The following is an 18,132-nucleotide window of genomic DNA, read 5'->3' on the forward strand; positions in this document are numbered from 1 at the left end:
AGCACGCATCCCGATTCCCCACGACTCGCCCGACATCGAACTCATCATGAACGACACGACCGAACCTCTCGCCCCGCCGCCGGCTGCCGAATCGGAAACGATGCAACGTGCCGCGCGCGGCGCCGCACCAGAAACGCCGCCGCCCCGGCGCAGTCGCAAGCTGACCGTCCCGCTTGCCGCAATTGCCGTCGCCGCCGCGCTGCTCGCGATCGGCATCGTGCCGCGCATCGACGCGCGCGCCGCGCAGCGTCACCAGGTGGAGGCGCAGCAGGCGCTGCCGGTGACCGTGATCCAGCCCGGCGCCGCACCGGCCGACCAGACGCTCACGCTGCCGGGTGCCGTGACGCCGTATGCGGAAGCGTCGATCTACGCGCGCACGAGCGGCTACATCGCACACTGGAGCGCGGACATCGGCACGCATGTGAAGGCCGGGCAAACGCTCGCGCAGATCACCGCGCCCGACCTCGACGCGCAACTGCGCCAGGCGCGCGCGGACGCGGCAACGGCGCAAGCGAACTACGACTATGCGAAATCCACCGCGCAGCGCTGGCAGGACATGCTGAAGACGCAATCGGTGTCGCAGCAGGATACCGACACGAAGGTGGCCGACATGAACGCGAAGCGCGCGATGCTCTCATCCGCGCAGGCCAATACCGCCCATCTGAACGAGCTCGTATCGTTCGAATCCGTGACCGCGCCGTTCGACGGCGTGATCACCGCGCGCAATGTCGACGTCGGCACGCTCGTGACGGCGGGCGGCACGCCGGGCAGCCCCGGACTGTCGGGCGAACTGTTCCATCTGGAGCAGACCGACACGCTGCGCGTGTTCGTCGACGTGCCGCAGGACAGCGCGGCCGGCGTCTCCACCGGCACGGCCGTCTACCTGACCACGCAGCAGTATCCGGGGCGGCGCTTCGCCGCGCACGTCGCCCGCAGCGCGGGCGCGATCGACCCGGTCACGCGCACGCTGCGCGTCGAGATCGACGTCGACAATCGCGATGGCGCGTTGCTGCCCGGCGCGTATGCGCAGGCGCATCTGCTCGTGCCGAGCGCGGCGCCTGCGTTCGAGCTGCCGGTCAGTGCGCTGCTGTACCGGCCGAACGGCGTGACGGTCGCCACGGTCGACGCGAATGGACGCACGGCGCTGAAGACCGTGCAGATCGGGCGCGATTTCGGCACGCATGTCGAGATCGTCGCGGGGCTCGGCGCGACCGATCGCGTGATCGACAACCCGGGCGATTCGATCGCAAACGGCGAAACCGTGAAGATCGTGTCGGTCGAGCACGGCGCGGTGCCAGCGGCTTTGCCGGCCGCGCAATCGGCCACGGCAAGCGGCGTGCCGTCAGCGCCACGCGCGGCGACGTCCGTGCCCGCCTCCGCGCCCGTTGCGCGTACCTCGAACGCCCGTACCTGACCCGCCATGCCTACCTGCGAGATTTCCGCCATGCGCCTTCCTCACCCACTCCCGTTCGCCCGCCGTGTCGTCGCGCTCGGCGTTGTCACCGCGTTGGCCGCTTGCTCGACGCTGCCGCCCTATTCGCCGCCGACCGTCGCGGTGCCCACGCACTATGCCGGCGCGCCGGCCGCGCAACCGGGTTGGCAAGTCGCGGCGCCGGCCGATGCCGCGTCGCGCGGCGCGTGGTGGACCGTGTTCAACGATGCGGATCTGAACGCGCTCGAAGCGCGCGTCGACGTGTCGAACCAGACCGTGAAGAAAGCCGTTGCCGACCTCGAGCAAGCGCGCGCGACGGTCGACTACCAGCATGCGGGCTTTCTGCCGACAGTCACGGCGGGCGTGGCGCAAAGCCGTTCACGCATATCGCGGAACAAGCTGGGTTCGTCACTCGCCGGCAAGACGACACCCGACCATCAGCTCGGCGTGGCGGCAAGCTGGGAACCCGACGTGTTCGGCCGCGTGCGCGATGCGGTGGCAGGGGCGCAGGCGAACGCGGACGCGAGCGCGGCTGATCTGCAAGCCGTCAAGCTGTCGGTCACGGCGGAACTCGCGACCGACTATTTCGCGCTGCGCTCGCTCGACACGCAAAAGCAGCTGCTCGACGACACGGTGCGGGCCTATGCGGATGCGCTGAAGCTGTTGCAACAGCAGCTCGCGGCCGGCGCGATCGATGCGTCTGCCGTCGCACAAGCCGAAACGCAACTGGAAGCGACGCGCACGCAGGATACCGACATCGACGCGTCGCGTGCGCAGTTGCAGCATGCGATCGCGACGCTCGTCGGCGAGAACGCGTCGACGTTCGCGTTGCCGCCGCGCGTTCAGGCGTTCGACGTGCCGGCCATTCCGGCCGGCGTGCCGTCGCAACTGCTCGAACGACGGCCTGACATCGCCGCTGCCGAGCGTCGCGTCGCGGCCGCGAACGCACAGATCGGCGAAGCGCACGCCGCGTTCTTCCCCGACCTCGTGCTGTCGGCGAGCGCAGGGCTCGAAAGCGGATTCTTCACGCCGTGGCTGACCGCGCCGAGCCTGTTCTGGTCGCTCGGCCCGCAACTCGTCGGCACGCTGTTCGACGGCGGCCGGCGCAGCGCGACGCTGCGCGGCGCACACGCGCAGTACGATGGCGAGGTCGCCGACTATCGGCAGACCGTGCTGGGCGCATTCCAGCAGGTGGAGGATCAACTGTCCGCGCTCGATGCGCTCGCGTCCGAAGCCGCCAGTCAACAGCGCGCGACCGACGCGGCCGACCTGTCGCTGCGGCTGACGACGAATCGCTTCAATGCCGGCGCCGTCAGTTATCTGGACGTGGTGACCGCGCAGACGATCGCGCTGACCAATCGGCGTCAGGCCGACCAGATCGCCGCGCGCCGGATGGAAGCTGCGGTCGGATTGCTGAAGGCGCTGGGCGGCGGCTGGCACGCGGGCGCGGATATCGCCGCTTCCACCGCCGGATCGGGCACGGCGATCAAGACGCAGGATTCCTGACGAAGATGAGGATGAACCGCGTGCCCGCCGCATCGCTTTCGACGCGCGCGGTGCCGCCGTGCAGCTCCATCACCGAGCGCACGATCGCGAGCCCGAGCCCGGCCGTGCCGCCCGGCACGCCGCCGCTGCGCGCGGGGTCGCCGCGCACGAACCGGTCGAAGATGCGCGGCAGCAGCGCGGGATCGATCGGCTCGCCCGGATTCTCGACGACGACGCGTACCGCGTCCGCCGTTTCATCGACGCTCAGCGCGATGACGCCGCCCGCAGGCGTATAGCGCAGCGCGTTCGCGAGCAGGTTGCCGACCGCGCGGCGAAACAGTTCGACATCGGCAGTCAGCTGGCCGTGCCCGTCAACACGCAGCGTCGAACCCGCTTCATCGGCGAGCCCTTCGAAGTATTCGGCGATGCGCGTCAGCTCGTCGTGCACGTCAAATGCGCGCTGCCGCGTCACGAAGGTCGGGTGTTCGGCGCGCGCGAGAAACAGCACGTTCTCGATCATCCGCGCGAGACGGTCGTATTCCTCGAGATTCGATTCGAGCAGCGCCTGGTATTCGCCGGGCGAACGCGGCCGCGCAAGCGCCACCTCGGTCGCGCCGCGCATGTTGTTCAGCGGCGTGCGCAGGTCGTGCGCGAGATCGGCGCTGAATTGCGACAGATGTCCGAAAGCTTGCTGCAGGCGGCCGAGCATCGCGTTCTGCGCATCGACGAGCGCGCGCAGTTCGCGCGGCGCGCGCGCGGCATCGAGCCGCGCGTCGAGCTTGTCGACGGTGATCTGGCCGGTGTTCGCGACGATCTCGCGCAGCGGTGCGAGCGCCGTGCGGATCAGCCAGTAGCTGAGCAGCATCGCGCACAGCGCGCCGAGCCCGCCGGCGAGCTTCAGCTTGTCGCGATAGCCGTCGAGCAGTTCGGCGCGATCGCTCATGTCGCGCGCGATCGCGATGCGGATCTGCGTACCGTCGCGCAGCATCGCGCCGGCAACGACACCGCGCACGGGCGTGCCGCCGTCGGCACTCCATGTCGCGATCCGGTCGACCGTGATCCGTTCGGCCGCCGGCACCGGCGTCGCGTGGGGCGGAAACAGCTCGGCATCGGGCAACGCAGGCGGTGCGGGCGACGCCGTGCCCGACGCAGCCGGCGGCAGATCCTCGCGCTCGGTCCGCTTGACGTTGTGCCGCGCGAGCACGTTGCCCCGCTCGTCGACCACGGCCATCGACAGTGCCGTATTGCCGAGCACCTGGCTCGTCAGCCGGTCCGCGTGCGCGCGCACGGCGTCGAGCGAATCGAGTTCGCCCGCGAGCCGGCGCGTGTGTCGTGCGGCAAGCACGATGTCCAGATCGTCCTGCGTCCTCACCTGCCGCTCGAGGCCGGTATACACGTACGTGCCGACGAGCGCGAAGACCGCGAGCATCGTCGCCCCGAACGCGAGCGCGAGCGTCGCGCCAAGCGATCGACCGAGCGTCATGCACCGTCCTTCGGTTCGAGCACGTAGCCCACGCCGCGCACCGTATGGATCAGCTTGACCGGAAACGCATCGTCGATCTTCGCGCGCAGTCGCCGGATGGCGACTTCGACGACGTTGGTGTCGCTGTCGAAGTTCATGTCCCAGACATACGACGCGATCTGCGTGCGGCTCAGCACTTCGCCTTGCCGACGCGCGAGCAACTGCAGCAGCGAGAACTCGCGTGGCGTCAGGTCGATCCGCACCGTGCCGCGCTTCACGCGGCGGCGCACGACGTCGATTTCCAGGTCGCCGACCACGATGCGCTCGGTCTCGCGCGGTGGCCCGCGGCGCGCAAGCGTGCGGATGCGAGCGAGCAGTTCGACGAACGCGAACGGCTTCACGAGGTAATCATCGGCGCCCAGCTCGAGACCGTGCACGCGGTCCTGCACATCGTCGCGCGCGGTCAGGAACAGCACGGGCGTCGTGTGGGTGTCGCGCAGGCGCTTGAGCACGCCCCACCCGTCGAGCACGGGCAGCATCACGTCGAGCACGATCACGTCGTAGTTCTCTTCCTGCGCGAGCATCAGCCCTTCCGCGCCGTCCTTCGCAAGATCGATGCTGAAGCCGGATTCCTCGAGGCCTTTCTTCAAGTACGCGGCCGTCTTCGGTTCGTCTTCGACTATCAGGATGCGCATGCTCGACTCCATCGCATTCGGTTGGAATATGCAGCGATGTTACCGGGAAACCGGCGGGCGAAAGGCTTCGCCGACCGGCGGCATGGCTCGATTACGAAAATGTAATCGGAGGGTCAGCGTGGTGACTGTCGCGGCATTGCGCACGTCGTGACGACGCGGCGGCGATTTGTCATGCCGAGGTCTGCGCCGTACATTCGCTTCCCGCGTAAAGGGCTGCTGGCGCGATGGCGGTGGCTCTCGGCGAGTGCGCCCGCGTTGGCGCTACCGTTTCCCGCACCACGCGGCGGCGGCGCAATGAACGACATGTTCCTGCCGCTTCACATGCGCGGTGCGCAACGCGCCCTATTCGCTCTTGTTCGACTGGACCAGCCGCAGAATCCGGCTGTCGTACGGCGACTGCATGACTTCCGCGATGCGGACGTCGGATGCGGCCGGGTGCAGCGGATTCAACAGGAAGTTGTGCGCGTGCGGCACGACGACGCTCGGTACGCGCAGCAGTGCGCTCGGCTGCGTGTGCAGCCACTCGGTGCCGGCGCTGCGAGTCCAGTCGATGTTCTCCCGCCAGTCGGTCGGCGCATCGCCTTCCGCGATCTCGGCAACGTCCACCGATTCGGACACCTCGACGCGCAGCAACTGGTATCCGCTCGGCAATTGCGCGACGGTGGCCATTTCGAAGTGGACGAGCGTCTCGAGCAGCGCGAGCGCCGGATGCTCGGCGAGATAGACGACGGGCTGCCCGGCAAAATGCCAGCGCCCGCCGGCCCGCAAGCCGCCGATGCCTTTCAGATCGGCGTAATTGCTGATCCGCCACAGCGTCGTCAAGCGAAATACCCTTCGTCGATCTGCGTGAGCGCCTCTTCGACGAGTCGCGCGCCGTGCTCGGTGCTCGACATGTCGAGCGACGTGCGGCCGCCGAAGCGCTGGAGCCCGTTGCGCAGCCACGCCATCGCCTTGTCCTGGTCGCCGAACGTGGCCGTCGCCTGCGCGATGATGCGCGCAAGCCGGATCGCCTTGTCGGATTCCTCCGGCGACAGGCGCTCGTGCGCCTGGCGGCGATGGCTCAACGTGCGTCGCGGGATGATGAAGGCGAGTTCGTCCGACTTCAGGCCGCGCTCCGACAGGCGATCGATCACCGCGACGTCGACGCGCGCGCTCGCCAGCTCGGCGAGATCGGCGCCCGAGCGCACGCGAATCGCGAGCAGTTGCTCGAGTATCGTGAATTCGGCCTGGCGCGGGTGCGCGACGCCCGAAGGGTGGAACGCGATCGTGCTCATGATGCTTCTCCGGCAATTTGCCCAATCATTATAGGCGTTTTGCCGAAGGCGGGCGGGTTCTTGTCGTCGCGGGTTCGATCGTGCGTCGTCGCGGGCTCGTCGGCCGGGGCTTTCGGCACACCACTCCGGCCCCATTACACGTTGCCGCGGGCTGGGAATCGACGGTTTGCGCAGGAGCCGAGGCAGTGAAATTCAGGATATGAAGGTCTGTACCGACGTGATGGGGTTGTCACGTAACAATTTTTCTAAGGAATAGCGATCGGTAAGTGCGACGTGCGCCGCCCCGGGCGCCCTCCCTCCGATGCCCTGCCCGGCGCCGATGCCAATCAGCCCGCCCATGCCGACGATCGGATTACGCTGCAGAAATTGCCTGCATGGAAATGTGGATCCTTGTCGGCCAGCACATCGGCCTTCACGTTGCCGAACGTCGTGTCCGGCTTGTGCCGGATGCCGTCGTAGAACGCCTGGATGATGTCTTCCTTGAAATGCGGCGTGCGCGGATGCGCTCGGACGACGGCGTCTCGTTCGACGTCGCTGTACTCCTGATATGCAAGACCCAGCACGTCCATCTCGACCCCTGCGGTGACGAGCGCGACGACCGGATGCATATGCTTCGGAATGCCCGGCGTGGTGTGCAGCGCGATCGCTGTCCATACGATGTCGATGTCCTGCTGCGAAATGCCCTTGCTCTTCATAAAATCGCGGGCGGCATTGGCGCCGTCCACTTCGAATCGTTCGGACGCGCTGCTGTGCCGATGCGTGAGCCCCATGTCATGAAACATGCAGCCGCAATAGAGCAGCTCGGGATCGTAGCGGAGCCCGCGGCGCTGCCCCGCGAGCGCGGCGAAGTAGTAGACGCGGCTGGAATGATGAAACAACAACTCGGATTCGGTATCCCGTACGAGTTCGGTGATCTCGCGAGCGAGTTGGCTATCGGGAACGGTGATGCCGGCGACGTTCACAGTCATGATCGACCTCCATTGAAGACAGCAACCATTTTCGGGAGGCCCGGGTTTGGCATCAATCAACGTATTACGCCAAATTCCGCCATTTCACTCGATCGACGGCCATCGCCGCCGGAACCCTCGAATCGTGCCCGCGAAGTGCGCGCCGATGTCCCGCTCGTCACCTCGCATCGCGCGTCTATACTCCTACGCGTCAAGCTCGACACATCGATACAACACGCAACCGAACATGCCGAAGGTCGTGGGAATTTTCGCGGTACCGGGCGTACAACTGCTCGACGTCTCCGCGCCGCTCGACGTATTCGCCCAGGCCAACGTCGAATGCGGCAAGCCTTTCTATACGCTGCGGATCATCGCGAGCGAGTCGGGGCCGATCCGCACGTCATCGGGCGCGCAATTGCTGGCCGACTGGATCGCTCCCGACATTCCCGATCGCCTCGACACGCTGCTCGTCGCCGGTGCGCCGCATGCCGCCGGCGTCGCGCTGCGAACCGACGTCCTCGCATGGCTGCGCTCGGCCGCCATGCACAGCAAGCGGTATGGCTCGATCTGCACCGGCGCCTTCATCCTCGCGGCGACCGGCCTGCTGAAAGGACGACGCCTGACGACGCACTGGGCCGCCGCCGACGCGCTCGCCGATGCGTATCCGTCGCTTACGGTCGAACCGGATGCGCTGTACGTACGCGACGGCAAGCTGCGCACCGGAGCGGGCGTCACGGCCGGCCTCGATCTCGCGCTCGCGCTGGTCGAGGAGGATCTCGGCCGGGAAATCGCGCGGCGCGTCGCCGCGCAACTGGTCATGTTCTTCAAGCGTCCGGGCGGGCAGCTTCAGTTCAGCCGCAGCGGCGAGGCGCGGCCAGCGGGGCGCTCGGTGCTGCAGGAAGTCCAGCGCTGGATCGCCAGCCATCCTGAACTCGAACACTCGGTGGCGGCCCTCGCGAAGCATGCGGGCATGAGCCCGCGCCACTTCGCGCGGCTCTTTCGCACGGAGGTCGGCATGACGCCGGCCGCGTGGGTCGAAGCGACCCGCATCTCCGCGGCCCGGCAACTGCTCGAAAACGGACATGACACGCCGAAGCAGGTCGCCGCGAAATGCGGCTTCGCGAATGTCGATACGCTCAGACGGGCGTTCGCTAAGCATGTCGGGATCACGCCTGCCGAATACCGGAAACGACAGTCGGTCATCGACGAGTGAGTGACGCGGTATGCGCAACGATGCGGCGTTAATACTGGCATCGGTGCGTGAAAAGGCGGCGTCGGTCGGGAATGCACAGCGATGGGACGAACGCACTTCCGTGCCCGCAAACAATGCTTCGTTATCCGATTTAATTGATCCTTCGACCGACCGAGGTCGGCGTGCGGTTGCAATACACCTCTGTCCCGGATCGCGCCGGCTCCTGATTCGGCACCGCCAATCGTGTCCCGCGAATGTTCACCGACACGCCAATAATCTTCAGACAAAACGCGGCTTTCCCGCCAATCGTTTACCCAGTTGCAATAATTATTCGCTGGAACGCCTATTTCCGACCCGTATCGCGATCGCTACGATGCAATCAACCGCTGAACGCAACAAGCGAAGCGCGAAATCTACGAAAACCGGAGGTCACCATGAAGTCGTTCATCTACGCAGTCGCCGCTGCCACCGCCCTTACCGCATCCGTTGGCGCGTTCGCCCAGTCGAACCCGTCGGGCGAACTGACGCGCGCCCAGGTCCGCGCGGAACTCGTGCAGCTCGAGCAAGCCGGTTACAAGCCGGAGGCGTCCGACGCCCACTATCCGAATGCGCTGCAAACCGCGCAGGCACGTGTGACGAACAGCGACGCAACGGGTTACGGCGCACAAGCCGCCGCCGGCGTGCGCGCAGGCCGCGTGATCGCGGTCAAGCAGACCGCTCGCGACTCGGTCTATTTCGGTCAGTAAGACCGACGCACGCGGCGCGTACTTCGATACGCGCGCTGCCGACGAAACACCCCGCTCCCGTCCATCGGGGCGGGGTGTTTCGTTTTCGGTGCCTCCGACCTGCGCGCTGCACGCCGCGCGATCGATGCGCGAGCGCGGCGCGGCCGCTGCCCGGAACCGTCACGCAGACGGCCGGCGTTTGCGCATAGAATGGCCGCGTGGTCGGCGCCGGCCGAAGCGAACGCGAGCGAAACCTCGAGTCACCGGGCATACCGCGCTCGCTGGCCGACCCGATGCCGCACTCATCGCATTTTTCGAAAAGGAGCGGTTTCATGTCTCAAACATCCGGTTCCATGATCACGTTTCGCCGCCCCGACGGCAAGGAACTGCAGGGCTACCTCGCGACACCGGAAAAGACCGACGGTGCACCCGCGGTCGTCGTCGTCCAGGAGTGGTGGGGCCTGAACGACCAGATCCGCGGCGTCGCCGATCGCCTCGCGCGCTGCGGCTACTTCGCGCTCGTGCCCGATCTGTATCGCGGCAAGTCGACGGTCGAGGAGGAGGAAGCGCACCACCTGATGACCGGCCTCGATTTCGGCGACGCCGCGTCTCAGGACATTCCGGGCGCGGTGCAATATCTGAAGACGCGCACGTCGCGCGTGGCAGTCACCGGCTTCTGCATGGGCGGCGCACTCACGCTGCTGTCGCTGCAGTTCGCCGATGTCGATGCCGGCGTCACGTGGTACGGCTTCCCTCCGCTCGACTACCTCGATCCGTCGAAGATCAAGGTGCCGCTGATGGGGCACTGGGGTACCCAGGATGCGTTCTTCGCGATCGATCAGGTCGATGCGCTGGAGAAGAAGCTGACCGATGCGAAGGTCGACATCGAATTCCACCGCTATCTCGCGCATCACGCGTTCGCGAACGAAACGGCCGTCGGCCCCGGCCGCATCGGCGGCACGCAGTTCGATCCGGTGTGGTCGCAGATCGCGTGGGATCGCACGCTGACGTTCTTCGGGCGCACGCTCTGGGACCAGCAGCAGTAATACCGCAGCAGACAGCAGGCACCTGCCGCTGCCGTGCAGCGATGCACGCAAAGCGAAACGCCACGGACCTGCATCCGTGGCGTTGTCGTTTGCGGCTACGAATTCGTCATGCGAGCGTGGGCGGCGCCGCCGCGCTGACGTCCACGCGTTTCGGCAGGATACCCGCCTGATAGAACACGTCCGCGATGTGCTGCTGGTACGCGAGCGTCTCGCGCGTCACGGGTTCGACGCCGAAGCGCGCACGGCGGAACGCGAGTGCCACGGCCGGCTCCGGAATGCCCCACAGTTTCGAGAACTCGGCCGCACCCTGCGCGCGATTCGCATCGAGCCATCGCTGGACCGTCGTCAGCTCGGACACGGCCACACCCAGCACGTCGGCATTGCGCTGCGCATAGGTGCGCGACGCGAAGTAGTAGCTGCGGTTCTCGACGAGCCCCGTGCCATCCGCGACGATGCGCGCGCCCAACGTCTGCTGGACGACGGCGAGAAACGGATCCCAGATGATCCACGCATCGACCGAGCGGTTCTCGAACGCGGCGCGCGCATCGGACGGAGACAGCCAGACCGGCTTGACGTCCGCAAAGTCGAGCTTCGCGGCCTGCAGCAAGCGGACCAGCAGGAAGTGCGTGTTGGATCCCTTCACGAGCGCGACGCGCTTGCCGCGCAGATCCGCGAAGGTCCTGACCGGCGAATCCTTCGCGACGACCACGGCCTCGGTCGAGGGTCCTGCCGGCGTCTGCGCGTAGTAGACGAGCGGCGCACCCGCGGCGAGCGCAAAAATCGGCGGCGCCTCGCCGACATCGCCGAAGTCGATCGACCCCGCATTGAGCGCTTCGAGCTGCGGCGGCCCCGACGGGAACTCGGTCCATGTCACGTTCACACCGAGCGTCGCGAGCTTGTCCTGCAGCGTGCCTCTCGCCTTCAGCAGGCTGAGCGGCCCTTTCTGATAGCCGATGCGCAACGTGCGTGCGCCAGCCGCGGCAGCGAGCGCGAAGCGCGGCTGGGCGGCAGCGCCGGCAGTGAGCGCCAGACCGGCCTGGATGAGCCGGCGGCGGGATCTGGATAGTCGATCTGCCATGATGTCCTGGGTTCGATGGGAAGGGAGCGGGAGTCGAATCGATTCTAGGGGTTCGGCGCTTCGCACCGAACCAACGAAGTCCGATATCGAAAGCAGGCGCTTTCATAAAGGCGTGCATCGCGCGACGCAAGCGATCGGAGATGTGGCGCCGATTCGTCTTTGCCATCAATTTCGGTTTGCGAATTATCTGGCACGGACCAACATCGATTCATGAACTGCGTAACGTGTGCCGCGTCATTCAACCGGGCACACGCTGCCCACTTTCGCTCAGGACACGCAGGAACCGCGCAGTGCGGCTTCGTCGGCGGCCAGCAATTCGGGCACGCATTCCCGCAGGAAATCGACGAAGGTCCGGATCTTCGCGTCGAGGTACTGGCGCGACGCATACAGCGTGTAGACCGTCAGCTTCTGCAGCCGGTACTCGGGCAACACGCGAACCAGCGCGCCGCTCGCCAGGGCGGGCACCGCGCTCGACATCGGCAACGAGCCGATCCCGAGGCCGGCGCGCAGCGCGGCGCCGAGCGCGTCGGCGATGTTCACCTGGAAGTCCGGCAGCGGCAGCTCGAATGTCTCGCGACCGTCGGGGCCGTCGAGATGCCAGCGGTCGCGCGGAAAGATCGGCGTGACGATCTGCAGGCATGAATGCGCTTCGAGATCGCGCACGCTGTGCGGCGTGCCGCGCTCCTTCAAGTAAGCGGGCGACGCGCACAGCACGCTATGAACATCGCCGAGTCGCTGCGACACCAGGCCCGAATCGGGCAGCTCCGCCGAGCTCAGTTGCAACGACACGTCGTAACCTTCGTCGATGATGTCGGGCACGTGTTGCGACAGCGTCAGCTCGACCGCCACCGACGGATAGCGCTGCCGGTATCGCACGACCGCGGGCACCACGTAGGCCTGGCCAAAACTTGTGGTCGCATGCACATGCAGGCGCCCCGAAGGCTTCGCCTGCGCATCCGCCGCCTCGGCTTCCGCTTCGTCGATATAGCCGAGGATGCGCTGGCACCGGTCGAGATAGCGCTGCCCGGCATCGGTCAATGCGATGCGGCGCGTGCTCCGGTTGAGCAGGCGCGTGCGCAGATGCGTTTCGAGTTGCGCGACCGAACGCGACGCATAGGCGGTGGTGATGTCCAGGCGCTGGGCCGCGCTCGTGAAGCTGCCCTCTTCCGCCACCCGGACGAAAATGCGCATCATCTGTAACGTGTCCATCGACAGGTCCCCGGGATTGAAATCGCTTCGCGGCGGCGCCCGCCCCGGCACAGCCCGGTCTGGCGCGAATTGTGCGGAACAGTACCGCAGCGGTGCAGGCGTGTCCAGTTTGCCGTGCGCCGCTGCGGCGGGCCCTCGCTCACGCGACAACCGCTGGCGAAGGACGACCGGCATCGGATCGATGCAGGCCGTACGATGGCAGCCTGCCGCGCACGCGTTGCACGTGCGCGTCGCGCTCAGGCGTGCTCGAAGGGGTTGCTCAGCACGATCGTGTCGTCGCGCTCGGCGCCGGTCGTGATCATCGACACCGGCACGCCCGCGACCGCCTCGACGCGCGCGATGAAATCCTGCGCGGCACGCGGCAACGCCGCACGCTCGCGCACGCCCTTCACGGTGCCGTCCCACCCGGCGAACGTTTCGTAGACGGGCGTCGCACGCGCCTGCGCGTCGAGACTCGCGGGCAGATGGTCGACGCGTGCGCCACCGAGCTCGTAACCGACGCACAGCTCGATCGACGCGAAGCCGTCGAGCACGTCGAGCTTGGTAAGCGCAAGCGAATCGATCCCCGAGATGCGGACGGCCTGCCGCAACTGCGCGGCATCGAGCCATCCGCAGCGGCGCGGCCGGCCGGTGTTGACGCCGAACTCCTGCCCGCGCGCGCGCAGCGTTTCGCCGGTGGCGTCAGTCAGTTCGGTGAGGAACGGACCGCCGCCGACGCGCGTCGCGTACGCCTTGGTCACACCCAGCACGTGGCCGAGTTTCGACGCGCCGAGCCCGGTGCCGGCCGCCGCGGCCGATGCAACGGTGCCCGACGACGTCACGAACGGATACGTGCCCCAGTCGATGTCGAGCATCACAGCCTGCGACCCCTCGAACAGGATGCGCTCGCCGCGGTCGTTCGCGTCGTTGAGGTCGGCCCACACGGGACGCACGAACGGCAGGATCTTCGGCGCGATGTCGACCAGCGTTGTCAGCATCGCGTCGCGCGAGCACGGCTCGAGCCCCAGGCCGCGAAACCATGCATTGTGATAATCGACCAGCACGTCGAGCTTGTCGGCAAGCCGGCCCGGTTCCGCCAGATCGGCGACCCGCAACCCGCGGCGCCCGACCTTGTCCTCATAGGCCGGCCCGATCCCGCGCAGCGTGGTGCCGATCGGCTCGCGACGCAGACGCTCCTGCGCTTCGTCGATCGCGCGGTGAATCGGCAGGACCAGCGTCGCGTTTTCCGCGATCGACAGATTGTCGGGCGTCACCGACAGCCCCAGCTCGGCCATCCGCCCGATCTCGGCCAGCAGCGCCTCGGGGTCGAGCGCCACGCCGTTGCCGATCACGCCGCGCTTGCCGCGCACGATGCCGCTTGGCAGCAGCGCGAGCTTGTACGTCTTGTCGCCGACGACCAGCGTATGGCCCGCGTTGTGGCCGCCGTTGTAGCGGGCGACGAGATCGGCCTGCGCCGCCAGCCAGTCCACGACGCGCCCCTTGCCTTCGTCACCCCATTGGGCGCCCACTACCACCACGTTCGGCATGCTCCATACTCCATGTGAGAAATCCAGACACGTACTGCGGCCGCATCGGCCGTTTGTGTGCCATATTGGCGGAGCAGGATCGCCCGATCAAACGATTAAATCTGAGCATTCGTGTGAGTAAAATTCACGCGAAACGATGAATGGCCCGACGACTCCCTCCGTTGAATTCGCTGCGCGCGTTCGAAGCCGCGGCCCGGCTCGGCAGTTTCACGCTTGCCGCCGATGAGCTGTGCGTCACGCATGGCGCGATCAGCCGGCATGTCCAGCAGCTGGAGGCATGGCTCGGCCGGCCGCTGTTCGAACGGCACAACCGGCGAGTCGAGCTGACCGATGCCGGTCGCGCGTATCTCGCCGAAGTTGGCGCATCGTTCGACCGTATCGCGCTCGCCACCGCGCAGCATTTCGGCCAGGGGCAGCAACGCGTGCTGCGCGTCAGCGCGCCCGCGACGTTTTCGCTGCGCTGGCTCGTGCCGAAGCTGTCGTCGTTCCAGGTTGCTCATCCGGCCATCGAGGTGCGGCTGTCGACGTCGAACGAGCCGATCGAGAAGTTGCGCGACAAGGTCGACCTGATCGTCCGTGGCGGCCCGCAGGCGATCGACGGATACGTCGCCGAGGAATTCCTGTCCGAAGTGCGGTTGCCCGTCTGCGCGCCGAAGCTGCTCGAGGGCCGGCCGTTGCGTACACCGGCCGATCTCGCCGGCTTCACGCTGCTGCATGCGGCGACCTATCCCGGCATGTGGCCTGAATGGCTCGCGGCGGCCGGGCACGCGAATCTGGTGCCGCGGCACTCGCTCACGCTCGAGCATTTCTACCTGACGCTGCAAGGTGCGCTCGACGGCCTCGGCGTCGCGATGGGGCCGATCGCGCTCGTAGCGGACGACATTGCCGAAGGGCGGCTGGTGCAACCGTTCAGCGAACCGGCACTGCCGCCGTGGCGTTATTTCACCTACGTGGCGGCAGCGCGCGCCGAGGACGAGGCGGTGCGGGCATTCAAGGACTGGTTGAAAACGACGGGGAACGCGGCGGTGGACGCGCGGCACTGACTATGCCGGCTGCGGGTGGTCAAGCCGTTGCGGCGGCCCGGATATGAACATGCTGGAAGTCGCGCTCGGATATCGACTCGCTCAACCACGATACAGAGGATACCGAAGCAATTGATACGGATATGCTACCTGCTTGGTAGCCACGACGCGCCGCGAGTTTGCGCGGCACAAACAAGAAACCCCGGCTCGAGCCGGGGTCTTTTCCGCGAAGCGCGCTTATTGGCTGGCGCCAGCGGCTTCGCCTGCCTTCTTCTCGGCCTTCTGCAGGTTCTGCGGATAGTTCGGATCGTTGGCCGCCGGCTTGTAACCAGCGTCTTCGAGTTTCTTCAGTTCGGCGGTGTTCTTCGCGCGCGCAGCCTTGTGTTCGGCTTTGCGTTGTGCCCGTGCTGCCTTGCGCGCCTCACGCTTCGCGGCCTTCGCATCCGAGGCGGCCGGTGCGCTGCTGGCGTCGGCTTGCGCGAACACCGGAGCGGCGGAGCCGAAGAGGAAGGCTGCTGCCGTAGCAGCCAGCGTGAATTTTCTGATCTGGATTCGCATCGCTGAGCTCTCTATTCTGATTGATCACGGAATGAAAATGCATCGAGATACCGCCCCTGCCCCCGGTCGGTTTTCATGCTGCGACCAGGGCCTTTGCATCATAACCGCGTTGCAAAAAATGTGGCGTCATCGTGTGCACAATGTTGGGGATACACGTATGGGAGAGTCGTGTTGCCGCGACCACAACGATGCATCGGGCACGAGGTCACGCGACGACCATGACTGCGGCAACCATGTGACGAACCGGAGTATTTCGTCGATACGATGCAGGTGGCCGATGCGGACGAGGTTCGGTTCCGCATGTCGTGCACTCGTATCAGGGCTGGCTGTTTCACCTGCGGAATTGGCCGCTCGCGCAACGTGACCGTCGCTTCGTGAACGGGATCACCTATCGACTTGCAAGTCTGTGTGCCTGGTTGTGATTCGCGGTCGCGCGAACGGCGGAGCATCCCATAAACGGGCACGCTTCGTTCGGTGCCGAGTTCGATGTGATCCCTGGCATGTCCACACGATGCCAAGCGAGCGAGCGATCGGGTAACCGCTTGCTGCATGCATGGTTACCTGTTCGGGGCGCTTCGTTGCCAGTTGTGGGAATGACGTTGGCGAACCGAGACGTCGTCGCCGCACAGGACGAATGCTTGGATTGACCTTCGTTCACGGTTGCGCGAAGAGCTTGCATCATGCGTTTGCATTTGCGAATGCGAAGGGTTCGTCACCGTCCGGCATCGCAACGAGTCTTGAGCCTGTGCGCCAAGGATGCCGGTACGTCCCGAGCTGCGCGTCTCGGTCACAGCGTTTCCATTGGGCGAGCGCATCTGGTGCGGTGGCGTCGCGCCCCCGATTTGCCCATCCGCGGAATACCTTGTCGGTGAGCTTTTACGGGACTCGACATTTTCCGACGGTGAGGATATTCGGGATTCGAGCGCGGGTCCGATGAAGGTGAGCTTGGGTGATGCCGGCCGCTCACGTTCGGGCATCCAGCTGCCTGCGGTTGCTGTCTCCCCGATCACGACGCCGTACCGATTCCGGTTCCGTCCAAAGGTAGAAAACTATGAGGCCGGGTGCCCGCGGAGACGCTGACCCATTTCGTCAGTACACGGGCCAGCGATTGGAAAAGTGCCGATCGGGCAGGCTGGCGATAGTCGAAGACTTATCCACGGAAGCCCCAGCCCAGACGACAAAAAATTCACTTGCGAGTCGATTTCGTCGATTTCTCACTGCCGGGAGGAAAACCGTGGGTGCTCCCGTGTAGAGCGCAGTATTCAGTTACTGCGGGTAATCCCGGATGCAAGGTAGAGCGGGACGGGCATTCTTGGGTCCCATACGCGGGTACCTATGTCCCACGAACGAGGATTTCCTCCCATAAGTTTCTACGTTTGAATGCTTGTGAGTGTGTACTCACCTCCTTGGAAAGCCTTGTCAGGCTTGAGAGGCTTTCAGAATGAGGCCAAAACGTCAGTGGTTGCAGAGGCCGAAGCCCCGATTGCTGTGCCTGTCCAGCACTGCAGACTCGCTTTGGTAGCGGTTTATGGGGGCTGTGTTTCTGCACAGGCACACGTGTGTTTACATCTTTTGTAAACAACGTTTACTTCTTTAACTACTTTTAGACGGCTCAGAGCCTTGTCTGGCAAGGGTTTGACAGGTGTTCGGTACCCATTTATGGGGGCACAGGCGGAAGAGTATGGGGCTTCAGGTCTGTGGATTTGGGGAATGGGGTACCGAGTTGTGGGAAATGGGGGTTGTGGATATGGGGCACGCGTAGCCTGTTATGGGATTTCGGCCCGGAAATGCTTCAGGTAGCCCCCTATGGGGGACTCCGTTGGTAGCCATTTATGGTGCCTTTTTCCTGATCCGTCGGCGGCCTACGGCACAGCATTTTATGTGAGGTTGCCGGTTATGGGATGGATTTCAGGTAGCCGGTTATGGGTGTCTGCATAGACGGACCGATCTTGTTTTGCTCGGCCCTCGGGATATGGAGTCCCATAAACAGGTTCAGGGAGACGGAAAGGTTACCTTCTATGGGAAATTCGCAAGGTAGTCATCCATGGGGGTTATTTTCTTCCGCTGGACACGATTGAAGACACAACGCCCAATCGGTGGCTCTGGTCAGGTACCCATTCATGGGAAACATTAAACGTAGCCTGTTATGGGGGCGCGCGGATCGTGTTGCAGGGCACCACGAATCCGGTTTGCACATCTCGTTCCGGTGAATTGTTTCCCATGAATGGGTACCTTCAGTTGGGCAAGTCTCGTGCCGGATGCTGATGGCGAACTGCACAGGTAGCAGGATTTGGGAGCTATTTTTGGCGGAAAGGTATATGGATATGGGACTTCGCACAGCTCGAAAAACAGTTGATTTTACTTTTGTGACAATAAGTTAGGATCGATAGTGAAAGTGATACTGGAGAAAGAGACGTTGCTCGCTGGCTGGAAAAGGTATAAAGTCCGCCATCAACACGGTCACCTTCTCCGGACATCACG

The 18,132-nt window shown here is 65.3% G+C and carries 15 protein-coding genes; 6 read left to right on the top strand and 9 right to left on the bottom strand.

The window, feature by feature from the left end; all coding sequences use genetic code 11:
* The first annotated feature begins 46 nt into the window (after window positions 1-46).
* The gene (locus FFI87_RS34315; RefSeq protein ID WP_138850733.1) at window positions 47-1,414 is read left to right on the top strand and encodes an efflux RND transporter periplasmic adaptor subunit; all 1,368 of its coding nucleotides are present in this window, start codon (window positions 47-49) and stop codon (window positions 1,412-1,414) included.
* A 30-nt stretch (window positions 1,415-1,444) separates the two neighbouring features.
* Complete coding sequence (locus FFI87_RS34320) at window positions 1,445-2,938, top strand: efflux transporter outer membrane subunit (RefSeq protein WP_138850734.1); 1,494 nt, start codon at window positions 1,445-1,447, stop codon at window positions 2,936-2,938.
* On the opposite strand, the gene FFI87_RS34325 is transcribed toward FFI87_RS34320, so the two are convergent.
* The 5 genes from FFI87_RS34325 to FFI87_RS34350 all read right to left on the bottom strand — a co-directional run bounded on the left by FFI87_RS34325 (window position 2,919) and on the right by FFI87_RS34350 (window position 7,316).
* Window positions 2,919-4,400 carry a heavy metal sensor histidine kinase gene (locus FFI87_RS34325; RefSeq protein WP_138850735.1) on the bottom strand — a complete coding sequence of 494 codons (1,482 nt, stop codon included), beginning with the start codon at window positions 4,398-4,400 and terminating at the stop codon, window positions 2,919-2,921. The genes FFI87_RS34320 and FFI87_RS34325 overlap by 20 nt on opposite strands.
* Complete coding sequence (locus FFI87_RS34330) at window positions 4,397-5,074, bottom strand: heavy metal response regulator transcription factor (protein ID WP_006759651.1); 678 nt, start codon at window positions 5,072-5,074, stop codon at window positions 4,397-4,399. The genes FFI87_RS34325 and FFI87_RS34330 overlap by 4 nt, the downstream gene beginning before the upstream one ends.
* Window positions 5,075-5,416: 342 nt before the next feature.
* Complete coding sequence (locus FFI87_RS34340) at window positions 5,417-5,896, bottom strand: RES family NAD+ phosphorylase (protein ID WP_138850736.1); 480 nt, start codon at window positions 5,894-5,896, stop codon at window positions 5,417-5,419.
* Window positions 5,893-6,348, bottom strand: a complete 456-nt coding sequence (locus FFI87_RS34345) for an antitoxin Xre/MbcA/ParS toxin-binding domain-containing protein (RefSeq protein WP_138850737.1) — start codon at window positions 6,346-6,348, stop codon at window positions 5,893-5,895. Before FFI87_RS34345 ends, FFI87_RS34340 begins: the two co-directional genes overlap by 4 nt.
* A gap of 326 nt (window positions 6,349-6,674) precedes the next feature.
* The gene (locus FFI87_RS34350) at window positions 6,675-7,316 is read right to left on the bottom strand and encodes an HD domain-containing protein (RefSeq protein ID WP_138850894.1); all 642 of its coding nucleotides are present in this window, start codon (window positions 7,314-7,316) and stop codon (window positions 6,675-6,677) included.
* 226 nt (window positions 7,317-7,542) lie between these two features.
* Between FFI87_RS34350 and FFI87_RS34355 the strand changes: the two genes are divergently transcribed.
* The 3 genes from FFI87_RS34355 (at window position 7,543) to FFI87_RS34365 (ending at window position 10,258) form a co-directional block, all read left to right on the top strand.
* Window positions 7,543-8,508 (top strand): GlxA family transcriptional regulator, encoded by a 966-nt coding sequence (locus tag FFI87_RS34355; protein WP_138850738.1) that lies wholly within the window; start codon window positions 7,543-7,545, stop codon window positions 8,506-8,508.
* A 413-nt stretch (window positions 8,509-8,921) separates the two neighbouring features.
* On the top strand, window positions 8,922-9,233 hold the full coding sequence (locus FFI87_RS34360) for a DUF4148 domain-containing protein (protein ID WP_012372115.1): 312 nt from the start codon (window positions 8,922-8,924) through the stop codon (window positions 9,231-9,233).
* 311 nt (window positions 9,234-9,544) lie between these two features.
* Window positions 9,545-10,258, top strand: a complete 714-nt coding sequence (locus FFI87_RS34365) for a dienelactone hydrolase family protein (protein WP_138850739.1) — start codon at window positions 9,545-9,547, stop codon at window positions 10,256-10,258.
* A 106-nt stretch (window positions 10,259-10,364) separates the two neighbouring features.
* Here the strand turns inward: FFI87_RS34365 and FFI87_RS34370 are convergent, their stop codons facing one another.
* The 3 genes from FFI87_RS34370 to FFI87_RS34380 form a co-directional block, all read right to left on the bottom strand.
* Complete coding sequence (locus tag FFI87_RS34370) at window positions 10,365-11,336, bottom strand: sulfonate ABC transporter substrate-binding protein (RefSeq protein ID WP_138850740.1); 972 nt, start codon at window positions 11,334-11,336, stop codon at window positions 10,365-10,367.
* A gap of 267 nt (window positions 11,337-11,603) precedes the next feature.
* Window positions 11,604-12,545: a LysR family transcriptional regulator gene (locus FFI87_RS34375; protein WP_012372118.1), complete on the bottom strand. Its 942-nt coding sequence runs from the start codon at window positions 12,543-12,545 to the stop codon at window positions 11,604-11,606.
* Between the two features lie 236 nt (window positions 12,546-12,781).
* The gene (locus FFI87_RS34380; RefSeq protein ID WP_138850741.1) at window positions 12,782-14,071 is read right to left on the bottom strand and encodes an adenylosuccinate synthase; all 1,290 of its coding nucleotides are present in this window, start codon (window positions 14,069-14,071) and stop codon (window positions 12,782-12,784) included.
* Between the two features lie 140 nt (window positions 14,072-14,211).
* Here FFI87_RS34380 and gcvA point away from each other — a divergent pair, with 140 nt between their 5' ends.
* Window positions 14,212-15,114, top strand: a complete 903-nt coding sequence (gene gcvA, locus FFI87_RS34385; protein WP_138850742.1) for a transcriptional regulator GcvA — start codon at window positions 14,212-14,214, stop codon at window positions 15,112-15,114.
* Between the two features lie 216 nt (window positions 15,115-15,330).
* On the opposite strand, the gene FFI87_RS34390 is transcribed toward gcvA, so the two are convergent.
* Window positions 15,331-15,651 (bottom strand): DUF4148 domain-containing protein, encoded by a 321-nt coding sequence (locus FFI87_RS34390; protein WP_138850743.1) that lies wholly within the window; start codon window positions 15,649-15,651, stop codon window positions 15,331-15,333.
* Window positions 15,652-18,132: the final 2,481 nt, after the last annotated feature.

Source organism: Burkholderia sp. KBS0801 (assembly GCF_005937855.2).
Lineage (GTDB): Bacteria > Pseudomonadota > Gammaproteobacteria > Burkholderiales > Burkholderiaceae > Burkholderia > Burkholderia ambifaria.

Excerpts from the sequence above, each read along its gene's own strand:
- gcvA (WP_138850742.1), top strand. The coding sequence starts at position 14,212 with ATGGCCCGACGACTCCCTCCGTTGAATTCGCTGCGCGCGTTCGAAGCC.
- FFI87_RS34370 (WP_138850740.1), bottom strand. The coding sequence starts at position 11,336 with ATGGCAGATCGACTATCCAGATCCCGCCGCCGGCTCATCCAGGCCGGT.
- FFI87_RS34325 (WP_138850735.1), bottom strand. The coding sequence starts at position 4,400 with ATGACGCTCGGTCGATCGCTTGGCGCGACGCTCGCGCTCGCGTTCGGG.
- FFI87_RS34320 (WP_138850734.1), top strand. The coding sequence starts at position 1,445 with ATGCGCCTTCCTCACCCACTCCCGTTCGCCCGCCGTGTCGTCGCGCTC.
- FFI87_RS34330 (WP_006759651.1), bottom strand. The coding sequence starts at position 5,074 with ATGCGCATCCTGATAGTCGAAGACGAACCGAAGACGGCCGCGTACTTG.
- FFI87_RS34345 (WP_138850737.1), bottom strand. The coding sequence starts at position 6,348 with ATGAGCACGATCGCGTTCCACCCTTCGGGCGTCGCGCACCCGCGCCAG.
- FFI87_RS34360 (WP_012372115.1), top strand. The coding sequence starts at position 8,922 with ATGAAGTCGTTCATCTACGCAGTCGCCGCTGCCACCGCCCTTACCGCA.
- FFI87_RS34350 (WP_138850894.1), bottom strand. The coding sequence starts at position 7,316 with ATGACTGTGAACGTCGCCGGCATCACCGTTCCCGATAGCCAACTCGCT.
- FFI87_RS34390 (WP_138850743.1), bottom strand. The coding sequence starts at position 15,651 with ATGCGAATCCAGATCAGAAAATTCACGCTGGCTGCTACGGCAGCAGCC.
- FFI87_RS34315 (WP_138850733.1), top strand. The coding sequence starts at position 47 with ATGAACGACACGACCGAACCTCTCGCCCCGCCGCCGGCTGCCGAATCG.
- FFI87_RS34355 (WP_138850738.1), top strand. The coding sequence starts at position 7,543 with ATGCCGAAGGTCGTGGGAATTTTCGCGGTACCGGGCGTACAACTGCTC.
- FFI87_RS34365 (WP_138850739.1), top strand. The coding sequence starts at position 9,545 with ATGTCTCAAACATCCGGTTCCATGATCACGTTTCGCCGCCCCGACGGC.
- FFI87_RS34380 (WP_138850741.1), bottom strand. The coding sequence starts at position 14,071 with ATGCCGAACGTGGTGGTAGTGGGCGCCCAATGGGGTGACGAAGGCAAG.
- FFI87_RS34375 (WP_012372118.1), bottom strand. The coding sequence starts at position 12,545 with ATGGACACGTTACAGATGATGCGCATTTTCGTCCGGGTGGCGGAAGAG.